Origin of the sequence: Microcoleus sp. Pol1C5 (genome assembly GCF_036701115.1) — a bacterium.
Taxonomy (GTDB): domain Bacteria; phylum Cyanobacteriota; class Cyanobacteriia; order Cyanobacteriales; family Microcoleaceae; genus Microcoleus.
On the sequence record NZ_JAUBQE010000010.1, the window covers coordinates 22,656 to 42,676 of the forward strand.

The following is a 20,021-nucleotide window of genomic DNA, read 5'->3' on the forward strand; positions in this document are numbered from 1 at the left end:
AATTGGGGATTTTAGATAAACCTTTCATCTGAAATCTAAAATTTAAAATCAAAAATCAACAGTCTAAAATCGGAGAAAGTGTGGTAAAGTTTGGACGGGTTCTGACTGCAATGATTACGCCGTTTAAGGAAGACGGCAGTGTTAACTATGCGGTAGCAGAACAATTGGCAGTTCATTTAGCCGATCGCGGTACAGATAGCTTGGTAGTGTGCGGCACTACTGGCGAGTCTCCCACTATGACCTGGGATGAAGAGTACGAATTATTTCAGGTGGTACAAAAGGCGGTGGTCGGTAAGGCGTTGGTAATCGCAGGAGCCGGATCGAATTCTACTTCAGAAGCAGTCGCAGCTACCCAAAAAGCAGCTAAACTCGGGTTAGATGGCTGTTTGCAGGTGGTTCCTTATTACAACAAACCCCCGCAAGAAGGTTTATACAATCATTTTCGGGCGATCGCGCAATCTGCTCCTGAATTGCCTATAATGTTATATAACATCCCCGGTCGCACTGGTCAGAATATGTTGCCGGAGACGGTGGCTCGATTGGCAGAAATCCCCAACATTGTGGCCGTAAAAGAAGCAAGTGGCAACTTGGATCAAACAAGTCAAATTCGGTGCTTGACATCCCCTGAATTTGCCATCTATTCTGGAGATGATTCCCTAACTTTGCCAATGCTGGCGGTAGGAGGATCTGGTGTAGTTAGCGTAGCCAGCCATCTGGTAGGAGAGCAACTGCAACAGATGATTAAAGCTTTCGAGGCCGGTCAAGTTCAAGTCGCTACCCAGATTCACTTGCAACTTTTTGACCTGTTTAAAGCTCTTTTTCTCACCACAAATCCCATTCCCGTCAAGACAGCTCTCAAACTTCAAGGCTGGGATGTAGGCTCCACCCGTCCGCCCCTGTGCGATCCGCCCGTTGAGGTAACTCAAAAGTTAAAGGACGTACTGAGTCAGCTAGCAGCAGTATCAGCTAGCAAGACGAGCGAGAACGAGTTTTCAGACAACTGAATATTGGTTGTTATCAGTCATTAGTTCTGAGTCATCAGTCATTAGTAATTAAGTGTTAGTAAGTAGCTAACAGTCAAGGATTAAAGACTGAAGATAGAAGAATGAAGACCCAAGACAACTGACTGTACGGGATAGTAAAACCCGCCAGGGAGTTTTCCATAAATATTTGGAAAAATATCGCCCTACCAACGAACAGTAGACAAAAGACGAAAGACGACAGACCACAGACCACAGACCAATAACAAAAATAACTAACAAAGGATACGCATGATCAAAAATACAACTGCATCTGCTCTAAAAGTAATTCCCCTCGGCGGGCTGCACGAAATCGGTAAAAACACTTGTGTGTTCGAGTACGGCGACGAAATAATTCTTTTAGATGCCGGTTTAGCGTTCCCGACAGATGGAATGCACGGGGTAAATATTGTCCTCCCAGACATGACTTACCTGCGGGAAAACAGCCACAAAATTAAAGGTATGATCGTGACTCACGGTCACGAAGACCACATAGGTGGCATCCCTTATCACCTCAAACAATTTGAAATTCCGGTCATTTACGGCCCCCGTTTGGCGATGGCTTTGCTAGCCGGAAAATTGGAAGAAGCGGGAGTGTCTCACCGCACTGAATTGAGAACGGTTCGACCCAGGGATACTGTAAGAATTGGCAAGAATTTCTTAGTCGAATACATCCGCAACACTCACTCGATGGCCGACAGTTTTACTGTGGCAATTCACACTCCCGTCGGAATTGTGATCCACACCGGCGACTTTAAAATTGACCACACTCCTGTAGACGGCGAGCATTTTGATTTGCAAAAGCTAGCGGAGTACGGTGAGAAAGGCGTGCTGTGCTTGATCAGCGATTCTACTAACTCGGAAGTTCCCGGTTTTACCGCTTCGGAAAGTTCTGTGGCGCCGAATTTAGATAGAATTATCGCTCAAGCACCCGGACGGGTAATGCTGACGACTTTTGCTTCGTCGGTACACCGATTGCAAATTGTTTTGGACTTGGCTAAGAAAAACAATCGGTATGTCGGAGTGGTTGGCCGGTCGATGCTTAACGTCATCGCTCACTGCCGCAATCTCGGCTACATCAAATGCGAAGATAGTATTTTCAAACCGCTGAAAGAAATCCGCAATTTGGCTGAAGACAAGGTTTTAATTTTAACTACAGGTTCCCAAGGCGAACCGATGGCGGCGATGACTCGCATTGCTAACGGCGAACATCACGAACTGAAAATCAGAAAGGGCGATACAGTCATTTTCTCAGCTAATCCGATTCCGGGAAATACGATCGCAGTGGTAAACACGATCGATAAACTGATGATGCTGGGAGCACACGTGGTTTACGGCCGCGACAAAGGCATTCACGTTTCGGGCCACGGCTGTCAAGAAGACCAAAAGTTAATGATTAACATGACTCGTCCCAAGTTCTTCTTGCCAGTGCACGGGGAACACCGGATGCTGATCCAGCACTCCAAGACGGCTCAAAGCATGGGCATTCCCGCTAGCAATATGGTGATTATTGATAACGGCGATGTCGTAGAATTAACTGAAAATTCAATGCGAGTCGCTGGTCAAGTGCCTTCAGGAATTGAATTAGTAGATTCTTCTCGATCGGGCGTTGTCAAAGCCAGCGTCCTCAAGGAACGTCAGCAGTTGGCGGGAGATGGCGTTGTAACTGTAGCGGCGGCTTTGAATTGGGAAGGCAAATTAGTTGCCAAACCAGAAGTTCACTTGAAAGGTGTAGTGACATCAGCCGATCGCGCGGAGGTGATCAAATTAATCACTCAAACCATTGAAACAGTTTTGAGCGATCGCTGGTCAGAATTTGTCAAACCCGCCACTTCAGACTCGCAAGTTGATGTTGACTGGGTAGGAGTGCAAACGCAAATAGAAAAGGCTATTCAGCGAGTGATGCGCCGGGAACTTCAAAGCAATCCGCTACTGGTATTTCTGATGCAGATTCCTGAAGAAGCAGTGCGATCGGAAAAAGTAGCAGCATCTCCCGGTTCCCTGGAAGCACCTAAGCTATTATCCTCCCCATCATCGGCAACGCCATCATCGGCATCATCCCCATCCTTGCCATCTCCTGCCAATCAGGTGACAGGCCGGCGCCGTCCCCGGACTGCTGCAAGGGCAGCTTCTTAGGGCAGTAATTCTCGGACGTACTGCGAACCAAGAAAGGAGTTTTAGGTTTTGTAGTTGCGCTTGGATGCCCAAGCGCAACTACAAGCCTAGATTTGATTTCATAAATAGATTTCCTCACTAAGTGAGGGAATTGTTTTTAACCGCAGATAAACGCAAATGAACGCAGATAGTAATTAATTCTATCTGCGTTCATCTGTGTTTATCTACCACCATCTGCGGTTGCAAAATCAGCCACCAGCAACTGCTGGAACAATGCTGACTTCATCGCCATCTTGGAGAGCCGTTTTTGAGCCATCCAAAAAGCGTATGTCTTCGCTGTTGACGTAGAAGTTGAGAAATCTGCGGGGTTCTCCTTTTTCGTCGCACAGGCTTTTTTTGATGCCGGGACAATTTGTTTCCAGCGATTCAATTAGTTCGGAAATGTTATCGCCGGCGCATTCGATGGTGGCTTGATTGTTGGTAAATTTTTGCAGGGGAGTGGGAATTAAAACTTTGACGGTCATTTTTTTAGTCCTTAGTCAGTAGTCATTTATTAGTTATTAGTCCTCAGTCATTAGTCCTCAGTAATCAGTCAGTAGTCATCAGTCAACAGCTTAACAACCAATGACTAATGACTACCGACTACTGACTAATAGCTGTTAAACCGAAACTTGTTGCCATTCTAAGCGTTCGAGCGTGCGGGCGCGTTCTAGGGCGCGCTCGAACGCTTCTAGTTTCGGTTCGAGGGTGATGGGTTCGCCGATGTAGCCTTGAACTGCTTCTTGCGTTTTCAAACCGTTGCCGGTAATGTAAGCGACAGTGGTTTCATCGGGATTGATTTTACCTGCTTCTACGAGTTTCTTCAAGACTGCGATTGTTGTGCCGCCTGCGGTTTCAGTGAAGATGCCTTCGGTTTCTGCTAGCAGTTTCATGCCTTCGATGATTTCGGTGTCGCTGACGGATTCAATGTTGCCGCCTGTTTTGCGGGCGATTTCCAAGGCATACATACCGTCGGCTGGATTGCCGATCGCGATCGACTTAGCAATTGTATTCGGTTTCACCGGTTTCACGAAATCACGGTTTTCGCGGAATGCTTGGGCGATGGGGGAACAGCCGTCAGCTTGGGCACCGCTGAACCGTACTTTCTTTTCATCAACTAAACCGACTTCGATGAATTCATTAAAGCCTTTGTAAATTTTTGTGAACAAAGAGCCGGAGGCGAGGGGAGCGACGATGTGATCGGGCAATTGCCAGCCTAGCTGTTCGGCAACTTCGTAGCCGAGGGTTTTTGAGCCTTCGGAATAGTAGGGACGCAAGTTGATATTGACAAATCCCCAGCCATGTGTATTGGCGACTTCGCAACAGAGGCGGTTAACTTGGTCGTAGTTGCCGTGAACTGCCATGACAGTTGGATTGTAAATCAGAGTGCCTAGGACTTTGCCTGCTTCTAAGTCGGAGGGGATGAACACTACGCAGTCGAGTCCGGCGTGGGCGGCGATCGCAGCCGTAGAGTTAGCTAAATTGCCGGTGCTGGCACAGGATACCGTTGTGAAACCCAATTCTCTGGCTCTGCTGAGGGCGACTGACACCACTCTGTCTTTAAAGCTCAGAGTGGGCATATTGACGGCATCGTTTTTAATATAAAGATTTTTTAGACCGAGGCGGCGCGCCAAGCGGTGGGATTTTAATAGAGGAGTCATCCCAGTGCCGACATCAATGACGTTATCTGTAGCGACTGGTAAAAATGCGCGGTAGCGCCAGATCGAGTTGGGGCCGGCTTGGATGGTTTGGCGAGTGACGGTGCGGCGGATGGCGTCGTAGTCGTACTTGACTTCAAGCGGGCCAAAACAGCAATCGCAGACGTGCTTGGCTTGGAGTTCGTACTCTTCACCGCATTCTTTACATTTAAGGGCTGTGAAGGTTGCTGCTGTGGATTGGGTTCTGGTCGCCTGGGTCATAGCTCAACTCTCTAGTTTTGCGATGTTTTCTTAGTCTTGTGCAAGATTAGCACGGTCAATTTAGCCCGTCAACCATACCCGATTTTTTTAGTCGGGATTAATTTTTCAGTTACTTTTGAGTTAAACAGTAGTGTATTTAACTTTGATATTTGGGCGAGCAGAACGCCCACTCCACAAGGATTTGACTTGTTTTCAGGCTCTGGCTGGGAATCCAGATTGTCAGGCCCGCACGCGAGCCCGATCGAGATCAAGGATGATTTGCCGACGGAATTGTTACAAAACTTAATAAATCTTTTTTGGGATCAGAATTGGGCAGTCGTGCGATCGAACACAACTACAAAACCTCGAATTTTTGATTAACCAACTTACCCTAGCCGCCGCTGACGGGGGGGATGAGTACAACTTCGTCGCCGTCTTGGAGGATGGTGTCGGGGGAGACGAATTCCAGGTTAAGGCCGAAGCGGGTGCGATCGCGCCATTGTTCTAATTGAGGATATTGGGCGATCGAGCTTTCGAGCACTTGAGACACTGGGGTTTCGGGAGGAAGTTCTAATGTAAGTTCCGAAACGCCGTAGGCTTCACCGAAGGCGGCGAAAAGTTTAACGGTGATGGTAATCAAAGAGTTAGACACGGCTGTTGAGTGCGATCGACGGTTTGGCAATTATCAACTACACCATACAATTAATTAGGAATTAGGCGCACCGAGGCTTAGAATTGAAAGCGGCAACCTCTAGTTAAGTTTTACCCCAGCGGGTAAAGATGATAGTTGATTGCAGCAAAAAGTCTTAACAAGATTGTATGCCGATCGCTCTCACCAACCAGGCGTTAGAAGCTGTTGGCATCCAGTTAGATGCAGCTAGCTAAGGTCTAGTTGGCTGCTGTTGAGGCTAATGCGAGAATATTTTTTGAGGATGCGGTATAGATACTTTACGGTAATTGTGGGAGAGTACAAAAAGCTCGCACTACATTTAGCAGGCAACAACGCAGACAAGGCCTTGTCAACCCGCTTCTCCTGACAAAAAATCAGGTTATCAAGTGCGGGCTGGAATTGCCAAACCTTTGCCCTGCTTAGTAAGCTAGCAGTTCTATCTAAGAAGAATACTGAAGTTAACGCGATAGAAATATATGGCAAATAACGATTTTAAAGTGCTTCAAATTATTGAAGCTAAAGGCTGGTATGCCTTTGGGAGTACGAAGCAAAGCCAGCACGTTGAGAGATGGGTAAGACCAGTCGTGTGTTGGGTTTTAATAGAAGATAAAAAAAAGCGACGGGTTGTGACAGCTACCGCTAGCTATCAGATCCAGATTGACGACAAAGAAGTCGAGTTCTTTGCCCACGAAAGCGAAATTCAAGATCTGGAGAGTCTTCCGAAGTCTGTCTCGGTATCGGAATTTCTGAAAACAGAAGATTGAGAGAAGGACAGAAGGAGATAATTTAACAAGTCATTAATTATTCCTTAGTGATTCCTTAAACTTGCTGTCGGATTCTATTGGAATTAAAGGCAGAAGCTCTAGATTGGGGACAGGGGTAGACGAGGACAGGGCGAGAATTTATACTTTTGCCTTGCCTTCTACATCTTGTCGCCAATGCCTCAAGTAGCCCAAAAAATAAAGAGGCCGGAAAATTGCTGGCAATGCCAACACGCTTCCGACCTTGCTGAATAACAGGGTATGCATATGTTTTTAAAGTATGGCAGGCAGGCTTTTGAGATATCAAGAGGACTATTGCAATCACCCACTTTTGCTTTTAGGCTGTGTTTGCAAGGTTCATATCATTTTAGACTGAAAATTTGAAAATAGAGAGGGGCGATGGTTACAGGTTAAGGATTCTAGCTATTTATCTGTAGCGGGTGCTACAAAAAATGGTGGCATTTGCGGACGATCGCACATTCTCGCTAAATTGTTTGCACTCAAAGCTGAAAGTTCGATCGCCCGCTGCCACCGCTGCGACATCAAACCCCACTAGCGACAGGTTCAGGCATCTGCTGCCGCATCCGCCGCCCCAGCAGGGCCATCCGCACGCCGCCGGCAGGCCCTAAAGTCACCCCTCGGCGTTTGGGTTGTACGGGCTTTTTCTCGGTCAATACAAGGTCGAAATTCCGCAAAATGGTTGCCAGCACGAGTTTCATCTCCAACTGCGCCAGCGCCAAGCCGATACAGCGGCGGCTGCCGCCTCCAAAGGGCAAATACTCATAAGGCGAGAATTGCCTCTCCAAAAACCGTTCCGGTTTAAATTGCAGCGGTTCTGGATACAAATCCTCCCGTCTGTGGGTCAAATAAATCGAGCCGACGACAACCGTGCCCGCTTCGAGTTGATATCCCATCAGTTCCACGGGCGCGATCGCTTCTCGCGCAAACGTCAGCATTCCCACGGGGTAAATTCGCAGCGTCTCCTGACAAACTGCACTCAGGTAAGGTAAGCGGAAAATCTCCATCGGGTCGGGATTTTCCCCCAAACTGTCCAATTCTTGCAGCAACTTCTGGCGCACCGAGGGCAAGTGGTGAATCCAGTAAAACGCCCAAGCTAGGGCCGTTGCTGTGGTTTCGTGGCCTGCAAACAGCAGCGTCATCAACTCGTCGCGCAATTCTTCATTGGTCATTGGTTGCCCGTTTTCGTCGCGGGCGGCCATCATTAAGCTGAGAATGTCGGTGCGGTTGGCGTCTGGTTGCTGTCTGCGTTCTTCAATTTCCGCGTCGATCAGTGCGTCAACTTTCCGCTGCCGCTGTTTCATGCGTCCCCAAGGACTCCAAGATCCCCAATCTTGCTGCATCCAGCCGAAAAACAGCATACTCGATCGCAGGGGAGAGTTGGTCATATCGAGGACTGAGGCAAGCAGTGGTCTGAGTGCTTGTAACCGCGGCCCGTCATCCATGCCGAAGACAGCTTGCAAAATTACCCGCATGGTGACTTCCTGCATCGCGCTGCGGGCCACAAAAGGTCGATCGACCGACCATTTGCTGGCAACATCTTGAGCTATATCGCAAATTAGTTGGCCGTAATTCCGCATCCGTTCCCCGTGAAAGGGTGGCATCAATAATTGGCGCTCGCGTTTGTGCCTTTCTCCTGAGAGCATAATCATGGATTGTTCTCCCAGCATGGGTTTGAGAATACTATTCAGCCGGCCTGGAGCGTGAAACGCGATGCTGTTGAGCATCTCCTGGACAGCTTGCGGGTGGTGGATCATCACCAATGGTTTCCCGTTGTTCACTTGAGCTGTGAAAATGTCCCCGTATTGTTTGGCACATTTATCCATGAATGTCAGGGGATCGCCAATCCATTGAATTAGCTGCACAAGGGGTGGAGCTTTGGGGCCGTTAGGTAGTGTCATAGGAGTTACCGGGGTTTGGGTTACAGGACTTAGCAGTATCAACAAATTTCAAAGGGTTTGAAGGTTGGTTCAATCCCTCCCAACCCTTGTTTTTAAGGGGAGAATTGCGTAAGTCCCATCTCCAATAATTTTAATAGCTTATTCTCGAACGGTACTCAAAATATCCTCTCCAAGCTCTGTAAAACGAACAGTTTTGATTTGCCAAGGAGCATAACTGGTTAAAGTTTGGCGCACGCCCCCGAACAAACCTAACATCTGACAACTGGACAGATTTTGCAATTTCTGCCGCGAATTTCCGGAGGCTCGCAGATCCACGGTAGCTATTCCGAGGTTGCGATCGATCTTGAGGCGATAACCAGCCAAACCAAGACTATCGAAAATCTGCTGCTTTAACACTTCATTAACCGCCGATGACATTAACTGGATCTCTGGACCTGTAACTGTTTCCGGCTTCAGAGTTTGACACAAATTATCTACCTTATAAACCGTAACGGTGGCAGTATTTTCTGAGAGGGCAGCACTGCCTAAAACTGAGTCAACAGAGTTAGAAGGTGGCGTTAATTGACTAGATCGAGTCTCAATTTGATTTCCCATTAGTTGTAAGTGTGGGAACTGACGCGCGCTTGCTGGGAATTGCCTCTGGTTTTCGGCCGAGTTAGCTGCATCATAGCTAGAACAACTGCTAGCGCCAGTCAGAATTAATCCAGTCGCTAAATACCCGAACTGTTTGCAGATACGGTTCATAGTTTTTAATACTCAACGTTAGTGTACCGAGGATGAACTTTGGTGGTAGAAAGCACTTACTCCCTGATTACACTCACTTAGAAGTATTTCTAGGTATCCCTAATCCGGAGATGAAAACAAGTTAAGAGTTCTGGTTAATACATTCAATTTAGTGTTCGATCAGGCACATAGGGTAATACCCCTCATCTGTGTAACCCAGGCGTCTCCGTATCTCAGCAGATCAAGCTAGCGACCTAGAGCCTAAGTGATACCAAATACCGTGTCAGTGGTCTGATGTACCGTTGCAATTCGAGCCATCCCAATGTCTGAGACCAAGAGCCTCTTTCCGGTTTGCGACAGCCTGAGTTGGATTAGTAGTAATGACAACATAATTCAGACTGGCGGGCGCATTTTAAGCTCGCCTTCGCAGCGCTTTTTTAACAGCGCCGAAATCGCCGTTAGAGGGAATGTGCAAGTCGCGAACGATATCAAAACTTACGAATCAAGAGCAAAGAAACCGGGTTTTTTAACCAGGCATAAGGGCTGCAACGAAGTATTTCCGTAAAAAAACTGCTTTCTGGTCAAATCGTGAATCACATAATTCCCCAGTCAGCCGATCTGTAACGAACAGGCGTGTCAAGGGTGTTATCGCAGCGTTCGCTGATTTTGTGCCAAATCTCATAAAACACAGTGAAAACATCATGAAACAGCAATTATTGACAAAAGTTTTGCTGGCAACAGCGATCGCCCTCACCGGCCTGACGGTTGCTTCTCAACCGAGTTACGGTCGGCGAGCACAGGGGGAAAGTGGATTTTGGTGCAGTACCTCGACCGGTGCGCCGGTGACGGTGTACCAAAACGCTCAAGGTGCCGTAGAGCCTTGGATTGAGTGGACTTCCGATTATTTCTCCGGTTCTGGGTACGATCCGGCAACTCGGTGTCAATTAGTGAGTCAACGCCTCGAAACCTATCGCCGCCGACGAATGCTTAAGTACATTACTGCAGGCCAAATGAACGGCCAGAACGTCATATGCACGGCGAATCAAGTCAATGGGCTGTGTCAAAATTTGATTTATACCCTCAGACCCGGCCAAGACCCGATCGGCTCTTTGTATAATTTGTTGGCTTGGCGCCAAGGATATGTCGGGATGCCGTCTTTTGATGAAACCAGTAAAATTCCTTACATTGATGTCAGGGAAAAGCTAGGGGAAAAAATGGATGATGAGGCGCAACTGCCCCCTTTTTCCCCGCCGTCGGGAATGCCTTAAAGATGGAAAAATTTTCCATTTCGTCACCAATTCCAAGGGTGGATGTGGAAAACTTGGCACGTTAAACAGCGGTACGCATCCAGACGGGGAAATCTTGGGGTTCGGGGACGATCGTCCGGCAGCAGGGCCACACCTATAGAGTGCTGACTAGCTGGTAGGTTGTGGCGATCGGACAATGGTCACCGACGACGGTCTCCTCCACCCACTGCTAGGAGTTCTGAGGCGGCTGGGCGATATCGATCTGGCGAGCGTTCAGTTTCCCAGCGCGATCGAGTATAAAATAGCACCATTCAGCAGCGAGCCAGGAGCGGTGTCAGATCCCGTGCTGGCAGTCTCCTAGGGTTGCTGAGGTTGGGGCTTGGGCGGCGGGGCGGGCTTCGTTTCGGTGCTGCTACCCAAATCTTTGTCTCAAGGTTATAGCTTGGGCTATACAAATGAGGTTAAAATCGGCATGAGTGGCAGCCCGATTTTTAATGTCAAAGGTTTCTTGGTTGGGATTAACGGTAGGGGCAAGTATCGAGATCCAAATTTTGGCGTCTATGCTTTTGAAGATGGAAGTGATATCAAATTCGGTAGCATCGAAATTAATATTACCCACAGCTTTCGACACGGCAGTGCCGTTTCCCTACCGCGATTAATTGTAGGGAAACATCAGTGCCGTTTCCTCTATATCATTCCGATGTACCCGGATTTGATATGAATTAATAGCGGAATTATGGAAGAAAATGGTTAAATCCAGTTGGGGAATTCCGCTCGGTATATACTTGCAGTTCGCCTCGTCTTATCTAGGGAGTTATCGATGAATGTGTGGAGTTTGCGGTTTGACGCGCTAACAATCATCTTGACAGGTGCATTAACAGTGACGGCGGTTGTCAGCCAACAATATGCTGCCTGTGCCAAAACAGCCGAAGAAATTGCCCAGCTAGCGACCTTGACAACTGTGGAAGTCAACAATACGCTGGGTTTTTTTGCTAGTGGATCGGGAGTAATTATTGCCAAACAGGGCAATATTTACACTGTTCTGACAGCTAATCATGTGGTGGCAAGCCTCGCTCAAAAATACAGCATTCGCACTCATTTGGAGAAGGACTATGCTGCGATTAGAATACAGCGACTACCGAAAAATGACAGGGATATAGACTTGGCATTGATACAGTTTCAGAGCCGAGAACAGTATCCAGTAGCACCAATGGGCCAGTCAGAACGTGCTGTTGTTGGTTCTGCTATTTACGTTTCTGGCTATCCGCTGCCAATTTCGGGATTTGAACGAAAACTTGAGTTTACTGCTGGTATCATCTCTTCTCGCTTGGGCAGCGCCTCATCGGGGTATCGTCTGCGCTACCAAGCTGTAACCAGGCGCGGGATGAGTGGCGGGCCTGTATTTGATGCTGATGGCAGGGTGGTAGGAATTCACGGCCAGGGGGATACTGTTGGCACAATTAGAAGTCAGTGGAACGGTCAGATTGAGGAGATAAAAACGGGGTTGAACGCGGCAATCCCGATCGATGCTTTTAGGGAGTTGCTATCACAAAATAAGCGTAACGGATTTGATATTCTCAGCAATCTTTCAATCAGCACCGCCTCTGGTCAAAACCAGCCGAGTCTGGGTTATGGAGGATTTGTGTGCGATACCTCGACGGGCGAGCCCGTCACTGTGTATCAAAATCCGCAAGGGTTCAGGGAGCCTTGGATTCGCTGGAATTCTAATTTCTTTTCTAGTTCGGGCTACGATCCTCTAACTCGCTGCCAACAAGTGACTCAGCGCCTTGAAAATTATAACCGAAATAAACAGCTAAATTATGTCACGGTGGGTATTGTAAATAACCAGAAAGCGATTTGCACTACAAGCCGTGTTAATGGGCCTTGCGAAGGTTTGATCTACACGCTGCGCCGCGATCAAGATCCGACTCCTGTACTTAGCAGTTTTTTTGTTTGGCTGGGGAATCAAAAGGCTGTGCCTTCTCTTTCTGAAAGCGGTACTGCGCTTTATATCGATGTCCGGGAACGGCTGGAACAATTTTAGATTTGGGATTTGAGATGGATTAGTAATGGGTAAACACAGAACCCCGACTTATGCAAAAAGTCGGGTTTCTCAAACAACTACTTATTAGCTTAAAAATTGAGATATTTTACTTATTTATCATTGACATAATAGAACTCATGATTTTTTGGAACGCGGAAGCTATAAAATTACTCTTACATTAATCGAATTCAAATTTTTTAGGTATCAAGCATGACAGCAACTACCCCGCAGGCAACGTCAACAACGCCCGCTTTTTGCGAAGGCATTCAATATTTTTCGGAAACACTCCCTGGTTTTGAGACTTACGGGAAAGCACCTGCGATCGCCGAGGGGAGCAAGTCGATCGCCGATCCTGCCGATCCTGCAGCCGTCTTTCAAACGATGCTGGGAGCAGACGCCCTGCGCTACCTGACACTGCAAGTTACCGCCAGCAAGGCATCGGGACATCCGGGAGGTTTTGCTAGCCAAGCTGAGGCTTATGCCGCTTTGGTGATGCTCGGACACAAGAACATTGTCACCGAAGTCGGCCATCACGCGCCGGGATTTTACAGTGCGATGTTTCTCGATCGATCTTTGGAGGATATGGGAATTTTCAACGTGCAGCAAGTACGCGATAAATTCCGAGAAAAAGACGGTTTGTTAGGACATCTTTCCGGTTTCATTCCCGGCCTTTTAGCGCCGGCAGGCCCCCTCGGACAAGGGCAGCATTTCGCAATGGCTGGAGCGCTTTTACACCCCGAAAAACTGTTTGCTTTCACAATGGGCGACGGTGGCATGGGCGAACCGTATCCGATGAGCAGCATGGCGCATTTCCACACTGCTTATCCCAAAGCTACTAACTTTTTGCCAGTGTTAGTTTGGAACGGATATTCTCAGGAACATCACAGCATGGTTTCGACTAAAACTAATGCTGAAATGATTGCTTATTGGCAAGGCAACGGTTTTGAAGAAGTTATCTTAGTTGATGCTAAGGAATTTGACGATAAAAATCAGCCGGAAGATTATGTTGACAGCACTGCTTTTTCGCTCGAACAGCGCATGGCATTTACCAAAGCTGTTTTACAAGGAGTTGACAAAGCGGCAAAATCTGCTCTCGGCGGCAAATTAACTGTGTTTATTATCAAACAGTTGAAAGGTGCCGGCGTCCACGCGCGCGGAGCAAAATCTCACAACCTTTATCCGAAAGATACGCTGGATGCTCCGCACATTATCAGTGCTTTAAAAGAGCGCGCTTTGCCTGCTGCTGCTTGGGAGTTGGTACGGACAAATAGCGAGCGTGCGGGCGGCGGGCCGGCGGCGAAAACAGTTGTTACTGAGTTTACATTGCCCCTAGCCGATTTAGGCGAATTGCCTTTAGAAGAATTTGCAGTTGGGGGAGAACCGAAGATTTCGACAACAGCAATGGGGGTTTTGGTAGGGAAAGTGGGCGAGCGCGATCGTACTTTTATTGTCACTAATGCTGACGGCAATGAAGCATCGGCAATTGCCAATATCAACCAAGCTCTCAAGATTATTCACCCGACGACAGATGACCTGTACAATCAATCGCCAAACGGTCAAGTTTACGAACCTTTGAGCGAAGATGCTTGCGCTGGTTTAGCCGTAGGTTTATCGCTATTTGGAGCGCGGAGTTTGTGGTGTTCCTACGAATCTTTTGCGATCAACGGTTTACCAATTTGGCAAACTGTAACCCAAGCAATGGCAGAATTGCGCCGTCCAACTCCGGCAACTGTCACCTTATTTACAGCGGGCGCATTGGAACAAGGCCGCAACGGTTGGACGCACCAGCGGCCGGAAATTGAGGCTTATTTTGCGGCGATGATGCGGAACGGAAATGTGTTTCCTTTGTTTCCACCGGATGCTAACAGCATTCAAGCTTGTTACGAGTGGGCTTTGACTGCTAAAAATAAGGGAGTTGTGATTACTGCGAGCAAGTCGCCGCTGCCAATTCGCACTACTTTTGAACAGACTCGCCAAGGTTTGCAAGACGGTGCCATAGTGCTGCACGAAGTCGATTCCCCGCAAGCTTCCCAGAATCAAGGGGGGAGCAAGAAAGTTGTGTTTGCAGTTGTCGGCGACATGACGTTAATGCCAGTGTTTGAAGCGGCGGCATTTTTGGAAACAGAAGGGATTGGAGTGCGGATTGTTTCTATTGTGAATCCCCGGCGTTTGTATCGTGCTAGCGATGTTGCTTGGGATACTTGTTCGGAAGCTGACGGCGGCTTTTTGAGCGATGAGAAATTTGTTGAATTGTTTGGCGGAGATGCCTTGATTGGCGTGACAGGCGGTGCTTCTGGGATGTTGGAACCAGTGATGCTCCGCAGCAATTGCAAGCGGGATACTTTCGCTTGGAAGCGGGGGGAAACTACTGCTAGTGCTGGTCAGTTGATGGCGTTTAATGGGTTGACTGCTGAGGCGTTGACTAAAAGGGCGATCGAGCTAGTTCATTAAGTTACAATGTGAGTGAATGCCCCTGCCTGGTTTGTACTGGGTAGGGGCTAGTAATATTTAAAATAGGATGGTGATACCTATCACAGGAAAAATTTTAGAAGAAATAGGTACGCTTGCAGAACAGCGATTGATTCTCCCCGGTTATTATACTTGGGAGCAATTTGAGGCGATCGAATCTTTGATGGCCGACTCTCCGGGTTTACGGATAACTTATCTTGATGGGTGGATCGAGTTTATGACACGGGGCGAAGCACATGAAAGCTTTAAAAAAGCGCTCGCTATATTACTGGAAGCATACTTTTTTGAACTCGGAATTGAATTTTTTCCTGTAGGGAGTGCAACTCGCAGAGACCGGGCAAGAGATGTATCATTTGAACCAGACGAGTCTTATTATATAGGTTCAAGAAAAGAGCCTCCCGATCTAGCCGTGGAAGTAACGATTACTAGCGGTAGCACAAATAAACTAGCTAAATATCTGCGACTTCGCATTGCTGAAGTTTGGTTTTGGGAAAATAATCAGCTTGCTGTCTATCGGCTGCGCGAGGATGATTACCAGCAAGTTTCAAGAAGTGAGTTTTTGCCGGAGTTGGATTTAGAATTGTTGGTACGCTGCGTTTTAATGCCTTCAATAATTGAGGCAAGGACGGAGTTTCTTAATGGGGTTCGGCAAGTGGGTTGAAGGCTGAGGAGTTGGTAAAAAGTGCGATCGTCTACGAGGGCTTCGCTAAGAACTTGATTGGTTAAGCTAAAATGTGACAGACAATCATTGGCTCTCACAAACAGCCTTGGCGCGATCTGCTCCAAGGATTTGTTAGACTGGTAGGTGTAAAGTCAAAGCTCAAAAATATGAAAATTTATAGCTTTTATATGAAATATTTTAGAATCCGAATTATTCCTATCTCTTTTCTCGACCTCTGCATGAATCAGCGTCAATCCATTGTCCTCGGCGGTTAATACATTCTCTTTTTTTAACCGCAGATGAGGGCAGATAAACACAGATTAACACAGATGAATTATCTCAAATCCGGTTGCACCGTTCGTGATTTTTGACTATTGATAGATTTGACCCCCGACGATGCTACCGGATTTCATATGATACCATTCTAGAGCTATACGTGCAGCTTTAACCTAATTCTGAGTGGAGAATTTATTCGGAACTCTTTTGTATTTTACTGTTAGATAAGTTGGCTTGGTTAACTCGAAATTTAGCGATAGTGCTAGAGTTTTGGATGCGGCAGAACATCAATGTGTGGTAAAAAAATTGTCTTAATTTTATTTGTTTTTTTCCCCGCAAGCCATCAACCAAAAACTCATCATCGATCGATCGCCCGCAGCTACAAACTCATCCCGCGAAACCAGATAGCTTTCTATTTCCGACTCGGAAATCAACCCTTGTTTGACCATTTGCAAAATGGGCCCGGAGTCCAGCAAAGGTTCAAACGCTTCAATTCCAATTAAATCGCTGTGGCTGACAACCGCTTCTAAATCAACGCTACCAAACCCAGCTTCTTTGAGAATGCGGCACTGATTTCGCCCGACGCATAAATTGCCGCCCCGCGATGCCATTACCTGCTTGAATTTCTCCCTGACAATCTCGACTGACCAAGGTGGATTTGTCAGCCAAAACAAATCCGCGTCGCTATCAATAATCACCAGTTTGCCGCCCGGTTTCAAGATGCGGAATATTTCTCTAGCTGCTGCGACGGGATCTGGGAGGTGAACGAACAGCAAACGGGCGATCGCAAAGTCAAAGGTGTTATCATCCAAACCAGTATCCGCTACCGATGCTTGAATGCGATTTACTCGATCGCCCCCTTTGTCCTGCAAATATGCTACTGCTTTTTCATGCAGTACCGGGTCAATTTCTACCGCTGTTACGGCACTGTTTGGCAGCAATTCTAACAGTTTTTCAGTGAAAAATCCCGGCCCGCTACCCGCTTCCAAAACATTCATCCCGTCAGCTAAACCGAACCAAGTTAAATTACGCGCCTCCTTTTCCCAACTGAGGAGAACTTGACCTTTTAACCGCTGGATTTCTGCGTCAAGTTCCAGATTGTACGTGCTGGCTTGATACGAACCTTCTGCTGCCATCATAAAATCATTCTTTTTCCTGCTGCGACACATAGATTATAATAGAACTGCGCTTTAGCGCAATTCTCGTTGCGGACATCCACAACGCCAGTTGGCGGACAGATGCAGGACGGGAGCCAGGTAATTCCTCTATTGTAAGAAGATGACCGAGACGATTTTAGATTTGGGATTTTGAATGAGAATTTCAGCGGTTTAAAACCCCTAGTTTCAACTAGGTCACAAATCGAAAATTGTAAATTCCAAATCTAAAAAGGGTGGACGGATTACCTAAACAGACGATGTTGTGTGGCAACGAATAAATTATGCCCCAGACTTTACCTCAACCGGAGAAACGAACATTTTTAGTGGTGGATGACCATGCGATGGTGTTAGGTGGCACGCTTAACATTCTGAAGCAAGAATATCCAGAGGCAGACATTCTGACGGCTCCGACTGCTCAGGCAGCCCTTCAGGAAATAGCGCAGACGACGCCGGATTTGGTGATTGTGGATCTGGTGATGCCAGAGACGATCGGCGAAACAGCTCAAGCGAATTCAGGGCTTCAACTCCTCAAAACGTTGATGGAGCAGTATCCGAGTCTGAATATTGTGGTGCAGAGTGCCCATGTTCGGACTTTAGTTTGGCTGAAACCGTCGATCGACAATCACATGGGCGGCTTCACAGTTGTCGATAAGAGCCAGCCGATGAAAGACTTGGTGGCAATGGTTGATTGGGCGCTGCACGAGCGGATTTATACACCCAGAGAGATCCGCAATGGGCTGCAACTCAAACCCGCCTGGATGCAGGTGTTGCAATTTGCTTTTCAAGAGAGCTTGCAGGATACTGCGATCGCCAAACGAATGAATGTTTCTGAACGCACTGTGCAGTATTACTGGACTAAGATTCGAGATGTGCTAGAGGTGTATCCTGATGATGATAAGAATCTGCGGATTCAAACGGAAGTGCGAGCTAGGGAAGAAGGATTGATTGATTAGTGATATCAAGTCTGGTTAATTACTTATAAATCCTGTAGGGGCATCGGGCATCGGGCATCGGCCAAACAGTCGTACAAAAGTATTATAACTATTCAACCGGACATTATTATGAAGCCCGATCAATGGCAAGCAGTGAAAGCGGGCGTCACGACTTGGGGACGAGGAGCGCTTCCAGGGGTGATGGTGATTGTCGCTGTGATGATGGCTAGATTGAGCGGTGCGCTTCAGTTTTGGGAGTTGGTTGCGTTCGATCAATTTTTGCGTTTGCGTCCTCCTGAGCCAATGGATGAACGGATTGTAATTGTCGGCATCACTGAGGAAGATATTCAACGCGCTAGAACTTATCCGATTCCCGATCGCGATATTGCCGATTTACTCAAACGCTTGCAGGCCTATCAACCGATCGCGATCGGGCTGGATATTGTCCGCGATATTCCGGTGGAACCAGGTCATGCTGAACTAACATCGGTGTTTCGCAGCAGCAAGAATGCGATCGGAGTGGAGATTGCTTTGCCCGATCGCAGTGGCTTTATCGTCAAACCTCCGCCCGCGCTACCACCCGAACAGGTTGGCTTTGCAGATGCCGTTCTCGATGCTGATGGCTACCAGCGCCGCAGTTTATTGGGCGCTGGTAGCCATCAGCAGGAATACCGTTTTTCCTTCGCAATCCGTCTGGCAGAGCGCTATTTAGCAACCCGAGGAATTAAGCTAGGTAATGGAATTCGCGATCGGGAGGCGATGCGGTTTGGCAGCATTGAATTTACCAGAGTGCAGTCAAACTCTGGCGGATATGTGGGGGCGGATGCAGGCGGCAACCAAATTTTAGTGAATGTTCGCAGCGGGACAATGCCATTTCCCGTGCTTTCCCTGCAGCAAATCAAGGCGGGACAAGTAGATCCGAACTGGATTCGAGGCAAAATTGTGCTGATTGGGATGATGTCTTTTAGCGCGAAGGATCTGGCAAGTTCGGGCGCGATCGCAGGTATCAATCCCGGACGGATTTACGGAGTCGAAATGCAAGCCCACGAAACCAGCCAGATGATTAGCGCGGTGCTCGATCGGCGGCCGTTGCTTCAGGTTTGGGGGGAGGGCTGGGAAACGCTCTGGATTGCGGTCTGGGGACTCTTGGGGATGAGTTTGGGACAATTTCTGCGATCGCCCTGGAAAATTTTGATCGGACTCTTAGTCGCCAGCACTAGCCCGATCGCGCTCTGTTACTGGCTGATTCTTTTGGGATGGTGGGTGCCGATCGTGCCTGTGTTGCTCGTACTCGTGTTGAATGGGGCTGGGTTGACGGCAGCGTTATTTTATCGCCACGAACAGGAACTCCGACTGCGGTTGGAGGAACGTCAGTTTGCGATCGAGCAGACCTTTAATGCAATTCATAGTGGGCCCTTACAAACATTGGTGGGGATTTTGAGAAGCGCTCAGGAACAAGCAACACCACCGCCATTTCTACCGGAGTTGCAACGCTTGAATCAAGAATTGCGGGCAGTTTACGGCTCAGTGCAACGAGAAGCGATCGCAGATGAACCGCATCTCCGCATGGGAAGCGCGATCGAATTGGCCCTGCAGGCTCCATTGCATGAATTGCTCTACAAAGTCTATTCCAACACGCTCGAACAAGAACTGCCTTACCTCAAAACGATCAAATTCAAAATTGTGCAGTTCGATCCCTTGAACACCTCGCATCTGCGGTTGGAACAAAAGCGAGCACTCTGCCGCTTTCTGGAAGAAGCGCTCTGCAATGTGGGGAAACACGCGATCGAAGCCACTCGCTTGACTGTAATTTGCACTCAAGAAGGCGATCGGCAGGTGATTCGGGTGGCGGATAATGGTAGGGGGAAACAGTCTCCGTCAGAAACGCTTAGCTTGGCTGCAATGGATCGAGACAGGGAAATAACCGAAGATCCAAACCCTAAACTTCAACCTTCAGGATTAGGAACCCAGCTTGCAAAGAACTTAGCCAAACAATTAGGCGGAGCATTTCGGCGCTACCCGAATCAACCGAAGGGGACAGTGTGCGAGTTAACCTGGGCAGCAAAACGGCGGTGGTTCTGGTGATCGGTG

Annotated in this window: 17 protein-coding genes; 11 read left to right on the forward strand and 6 right to left on the reverse strand. The window is 47.9% G+C overall.

Annotated features, from left to right (window positions below; all coding sequences use genetic code 11):
• Positions 1-80: 80 nt before the first annotated feature.
• Entirely contained in the window at positions 81-1,004 is a 924-nt protein-coding gene (gene dapA / locus QUA23_RS07910) for a 4-hydroxy-tetrahydrodipicolinate synthase (RefSeq protein ID WP_333075062.1), read from the forward strand.
• A gap of 267 nt (positions 1,005-1,271) precedes the next feature.
• On the forward strand, positions 1,272-3,155 hold the full coding sequence (locus QUA23_RS07915) for a ribonuclease J (RefSeq protein ID WP_333075064.1): 1,884 nt from the start codon (positions 1,272-1,274) through the stop codon (positions 3,153-3,155).
• A gap of 227 nt (positions 3,156-3,382) precedes the next feature.
• On the opposite strand, the gene QUA23_RS07920 is transcribed toward QUA23_RS07915, so the two are convergent.
• The 3 genes from QUA23_RS07920 to QUA23_RS07930 form a co-directional block, all read right to left on the reverse strand.
• Positions 3,383-3,658, reverse strand: coding sequence for a MoaD/ThiS family protein (locus tag QUA23_RS07920; protein WP_006632924.1), 276 nt, complete (start codon positions 3,656-3,658; stop codon positions 3,383-3,385).
• A gap of 135 nt (positions 3,659-3,793) precedes the next feature.
• On the reverse strand, positions 3,794-5,092 hold the full coding sequence (thrC, locus tag QUA23_RS07925; protein ID WP_333075066.1) for a threonine synthase: 1,299 nt from the start codon (positions 5,090-5,092) through the stop codon (positions 3,794-3,796).
• A gap of 370 nt (positions 5,093-5,462) precedes the next feature.
• Entirely contained in the window at positions 5,463-5,723 is a 261-nt protein-coding gene (locus QUA23_RS07930) for a MoaD/ThiS family protein (RefSeq protein ID WP_333075068.1), read from the reverse strand.
• A 494-nt stretch (positions 5,724-6,217) separates the two neighbouring features.
• Between QUA23_RS07930 and QUA23_RS07935 the strand changes: the two genes are divergently transcribed.
• A complete protein-coding gene (locus tag QUA23_RS07935) occupies positions 6,218-6,505 on the forward strand; it encodes a hypothetical protein (protein ID WP_006632921.1) in 288 nt (95 codons plus the stop codon).
• A gap of 539 nt (positions 6,506-7,044) precedes the next feature.
• On the opposite strand, the gene QUA23_RS07940 is transcribed toward QUA23_RS07935, so the two are convergent.
• Both QUA23_RS07940 and QUA23_RS07945 read right to left on the reverse strand, forming a co-directional pair.
• Positions 7,045-8,421, reverse strand: a complete 1,377-nt coding sequence (locus QUA23_RS07940) for a cytochrome P450 (protein WP_333075070.1) — start codon at positions 8,419-8,421, stop codon at positions 7,045-7,047.
• Positions 8,422-8,559: 138 nt separating this feature from the next.
• Entirely contained in the window at positions 8,560-9,165 is a 606-nt protein-coding gene (locus QUA23_RS07945; protein WP_333075072.1) for a hypothetical protein, read from the reverse strand.
• 680 nt (positions 9,166-9,845) lie between these two features.
• Here QUA23_RS07945 and QUA23_RS07950 point away from each other — a divergent pair.
• The 6 genes from QUA23_RS07950 (at position 9,846) to QUA23_RS07975 (ending at position 15,565) form a co-directional block, all read left to right on the forward strand.
• Positions 9,846-10,412: a COP23 domain-containing protein gene (locus tag QUA23_RS07950; RefSeq protein ID WP_333075074.1), complete on the forward strand. Its 567-nt coding sequence runs from the start codon at positions 9,846-9,848 to the stop codon at positions 10,410-10,412.
• A 175-nt stretch (positions 10,413-10,587) separates the two neighbouring features.
• Positions 10,588-10,752 (forward strand): hypothetical protein, encoded by a 165-nt coding sequence (locus QUA23_RS07955; protein WP_333075075.1) that lies wholly within the window; start codon positions 10,588-10,590, stop codon positions 10,750-10,752.
• A gap of 45 nt (positions 10,753-10,797) precedes the next feature.
• The gene (locus QUA23_RS07960) at positions 10,798-11,112 is read left to right on the forward strand and encodes a hypothetical protein (protein ID WP_333075077.1); all 315 of its coding nucleotides are present in this window, start codon (positions 10,798-10,800) and stop codon (positions 11,110-11,112) included.
• A gap of 99 nt (positions 11,113-11,211) precedes the next feature.
• Complete coding sequence (locus QUA23_RS07965) at positions 11,212-12,435, forward strand: COP23 domain-containing protein (RefSeq protein ID WP_333075079.1); 1,224 nt, start codon at positions 11,212-11,214, stop codon at positions 12,433-12,435.
• A gap of 210 nt (positions 12,436-12,645) precedes the next feature.
• Positions 12,646-14,886 (forward strand): phosphoketolase, encoded by a 2,241-nt coding sequence (locus QUA23_RS07970; RefSeq protein ID WP_333075081.1) that lies wholly within the window; start codon positions 12,646-12,648, stop codon positions 14,884-14,886.
• 67 nt (positions 14,887-14,953) lie between these two features.
• Positions 14,954-15,565 carry a Uma2 family endonuclease gene (locus QUA23_RS07975; protein ID WP_333075082.1) on the forward strand — a complete coding sequence of 204 codons (612 nt, stop codon included), beginning with the start codon at positions 14,954-14,956 and terminating at the stop codon, positions 15,563-15,565.
• A 593-nt stretch (positions 15,566-16,158) separates the two neighbouring features.
• Here QUA23_RS07975 and QUA23_RS07980 read toward each other — a convergent pair.
• A complete protein-coding gene (locus QUA23_RS07980; protein WP_333075084.1) occupies positions 16,159-16,980 on the reverse strand; it encodes a methyltransferase domain-containing protein in 822 nt (273 codons plus the stop codon).
• 299 nt (positions 16,981-17,279) lie between these two features.
• Here QUA23_RS07980 and QUA23_RS07985 point away from each other — a divergent pair, with 299 nt between their 5' ends.
• Together QUA23_RS07985 and QUA23_RS07990 are read left to right on the forward strand one after the other, a co-directional pair.
• Positions 17,280-17,951, forward strand: coding sequence for a response regulator transcription factor (locus tag QUA23_RS07985; protein ID WP_333075086.1), 672 nt, complete (start codon positions 17,280-17,282; stop codon positions 17,949-17,951).
• Between the two features lie 108 nt (positions 17,952-18,059).
• Positions 18,060-20,015: a CHASE2 domain-containing protein gene (locus QUA23_RS07990; RefSeq protein WP_333075088.1), complete on the forward strand. Its 1,956-nt coding sequence runs from the start codon at positions 18,060-18,062 to the stop codon at positions 20,013-20,015.
• Positions 20,016-20,021 lie beyond the last annotated feature (6 nt).

Excerpts from the sequence above, each read along its gene's own strand:
- QUA23_RS07915 (WP_333075064.1), top strand. The coding sequence starts at position 1,272 with ATGATCAAAAATACAACTGCATCTGCTCTAAAAGTAATTCCCCTCGGC.
- QUA23_RS07920 (WP_006632924.1), bottom strand. The coding sequence starts at position 3,658 with ATGACCGTCAAAGTTTTAATTCCCACTCCCCTGCAAAAATTTACCAAC.
- thrC (WP_333075066.1), bottom strand. The coding sequence starts at position 5,092 with ATGACCCAGGCGACCAGAACCCAATCCACAGCAGCAACCTTCACAGCC.
- QUA23_RS07935 (WP_006632921.1), top strand. The coding sequence starts at position 6,218 with ATGGCAAATAACGATTTTAAAGTGCTTCAAATTATTGAAGCTAAAGGC.
- QUA23_RS07940 (WP_333075070.1), bottom strand. The coding sequence starts at position 8,421 with ATGACACTACCTAACGGCCCCAAAGCTCCACCCCTTGTGCAGCTAATT.
- QUA23_RS07945 (WP_333075072.1), bottom strand. The coding sequence starts at position 9,165 with ATGAACCGTATCTGCAAACAGTTCGGGTATTTAGCGACTGGATTAATT.
- QUA23_RS07950 (WP_333075074.1), top strand. The coding sequence starts at position 9,846 with ATGAAACAGCAATTATTGACAAAAGTTTTGCTGGCAACAGCGATCGCC.
- QUA23_RS07955 (WP_333075075.1), top strand. The coding sequence starts at position 10,588 with ATGGTCACCGACGACGGTCTCCTCCACCCACTGCTAGGAGTTCTGAGG.
- QUA23_RS07965 (WP_333075079.1), top strand. The coding sequence starts at position 11,212 with ATGAATGTGTGGAGTTTGCGGTTTGACGCGCTAACAATCATCTTGACA.
- QUA23_RS07970 (WP_333075081.1), top strand. The coding sequence starts at position 12,646 with ATGACAGCAACTACCCCGCAGGCAACGTCAACAACGCCCGCTTTTTGC.
- QUA23_RS07975 (WP_333075082.1), top strand. The coding sequence starts at position 14,954 with ATGGTGATACCTATCACAGGAAAAATTTTAGAAGAAATAGGTACGCTT.
- QUA23_RS07980 (WP_333075084.1), bottom strand. The coding sequence starts at position 16,980 with ATGATGGCAGCAGAAGGTTCGTATCAAGCCAGCACGTACAATCTGGAA.
- QUA23_RS07985 (WP_333075086.1), top strand. The coding sequence starts at position 17,280 with ATGCCCCAGACTTTACCTCAACCGGAGAAACGAACATTTTTAGTGGTG.
- QUA23_RS07990 (WP_333075088.1), top strand. The coding sequence starts at position 18,060 with ATGAAGCCCGATCAATGGCAAGCAGTGAAAGCGGGCGTCACGACTTGG.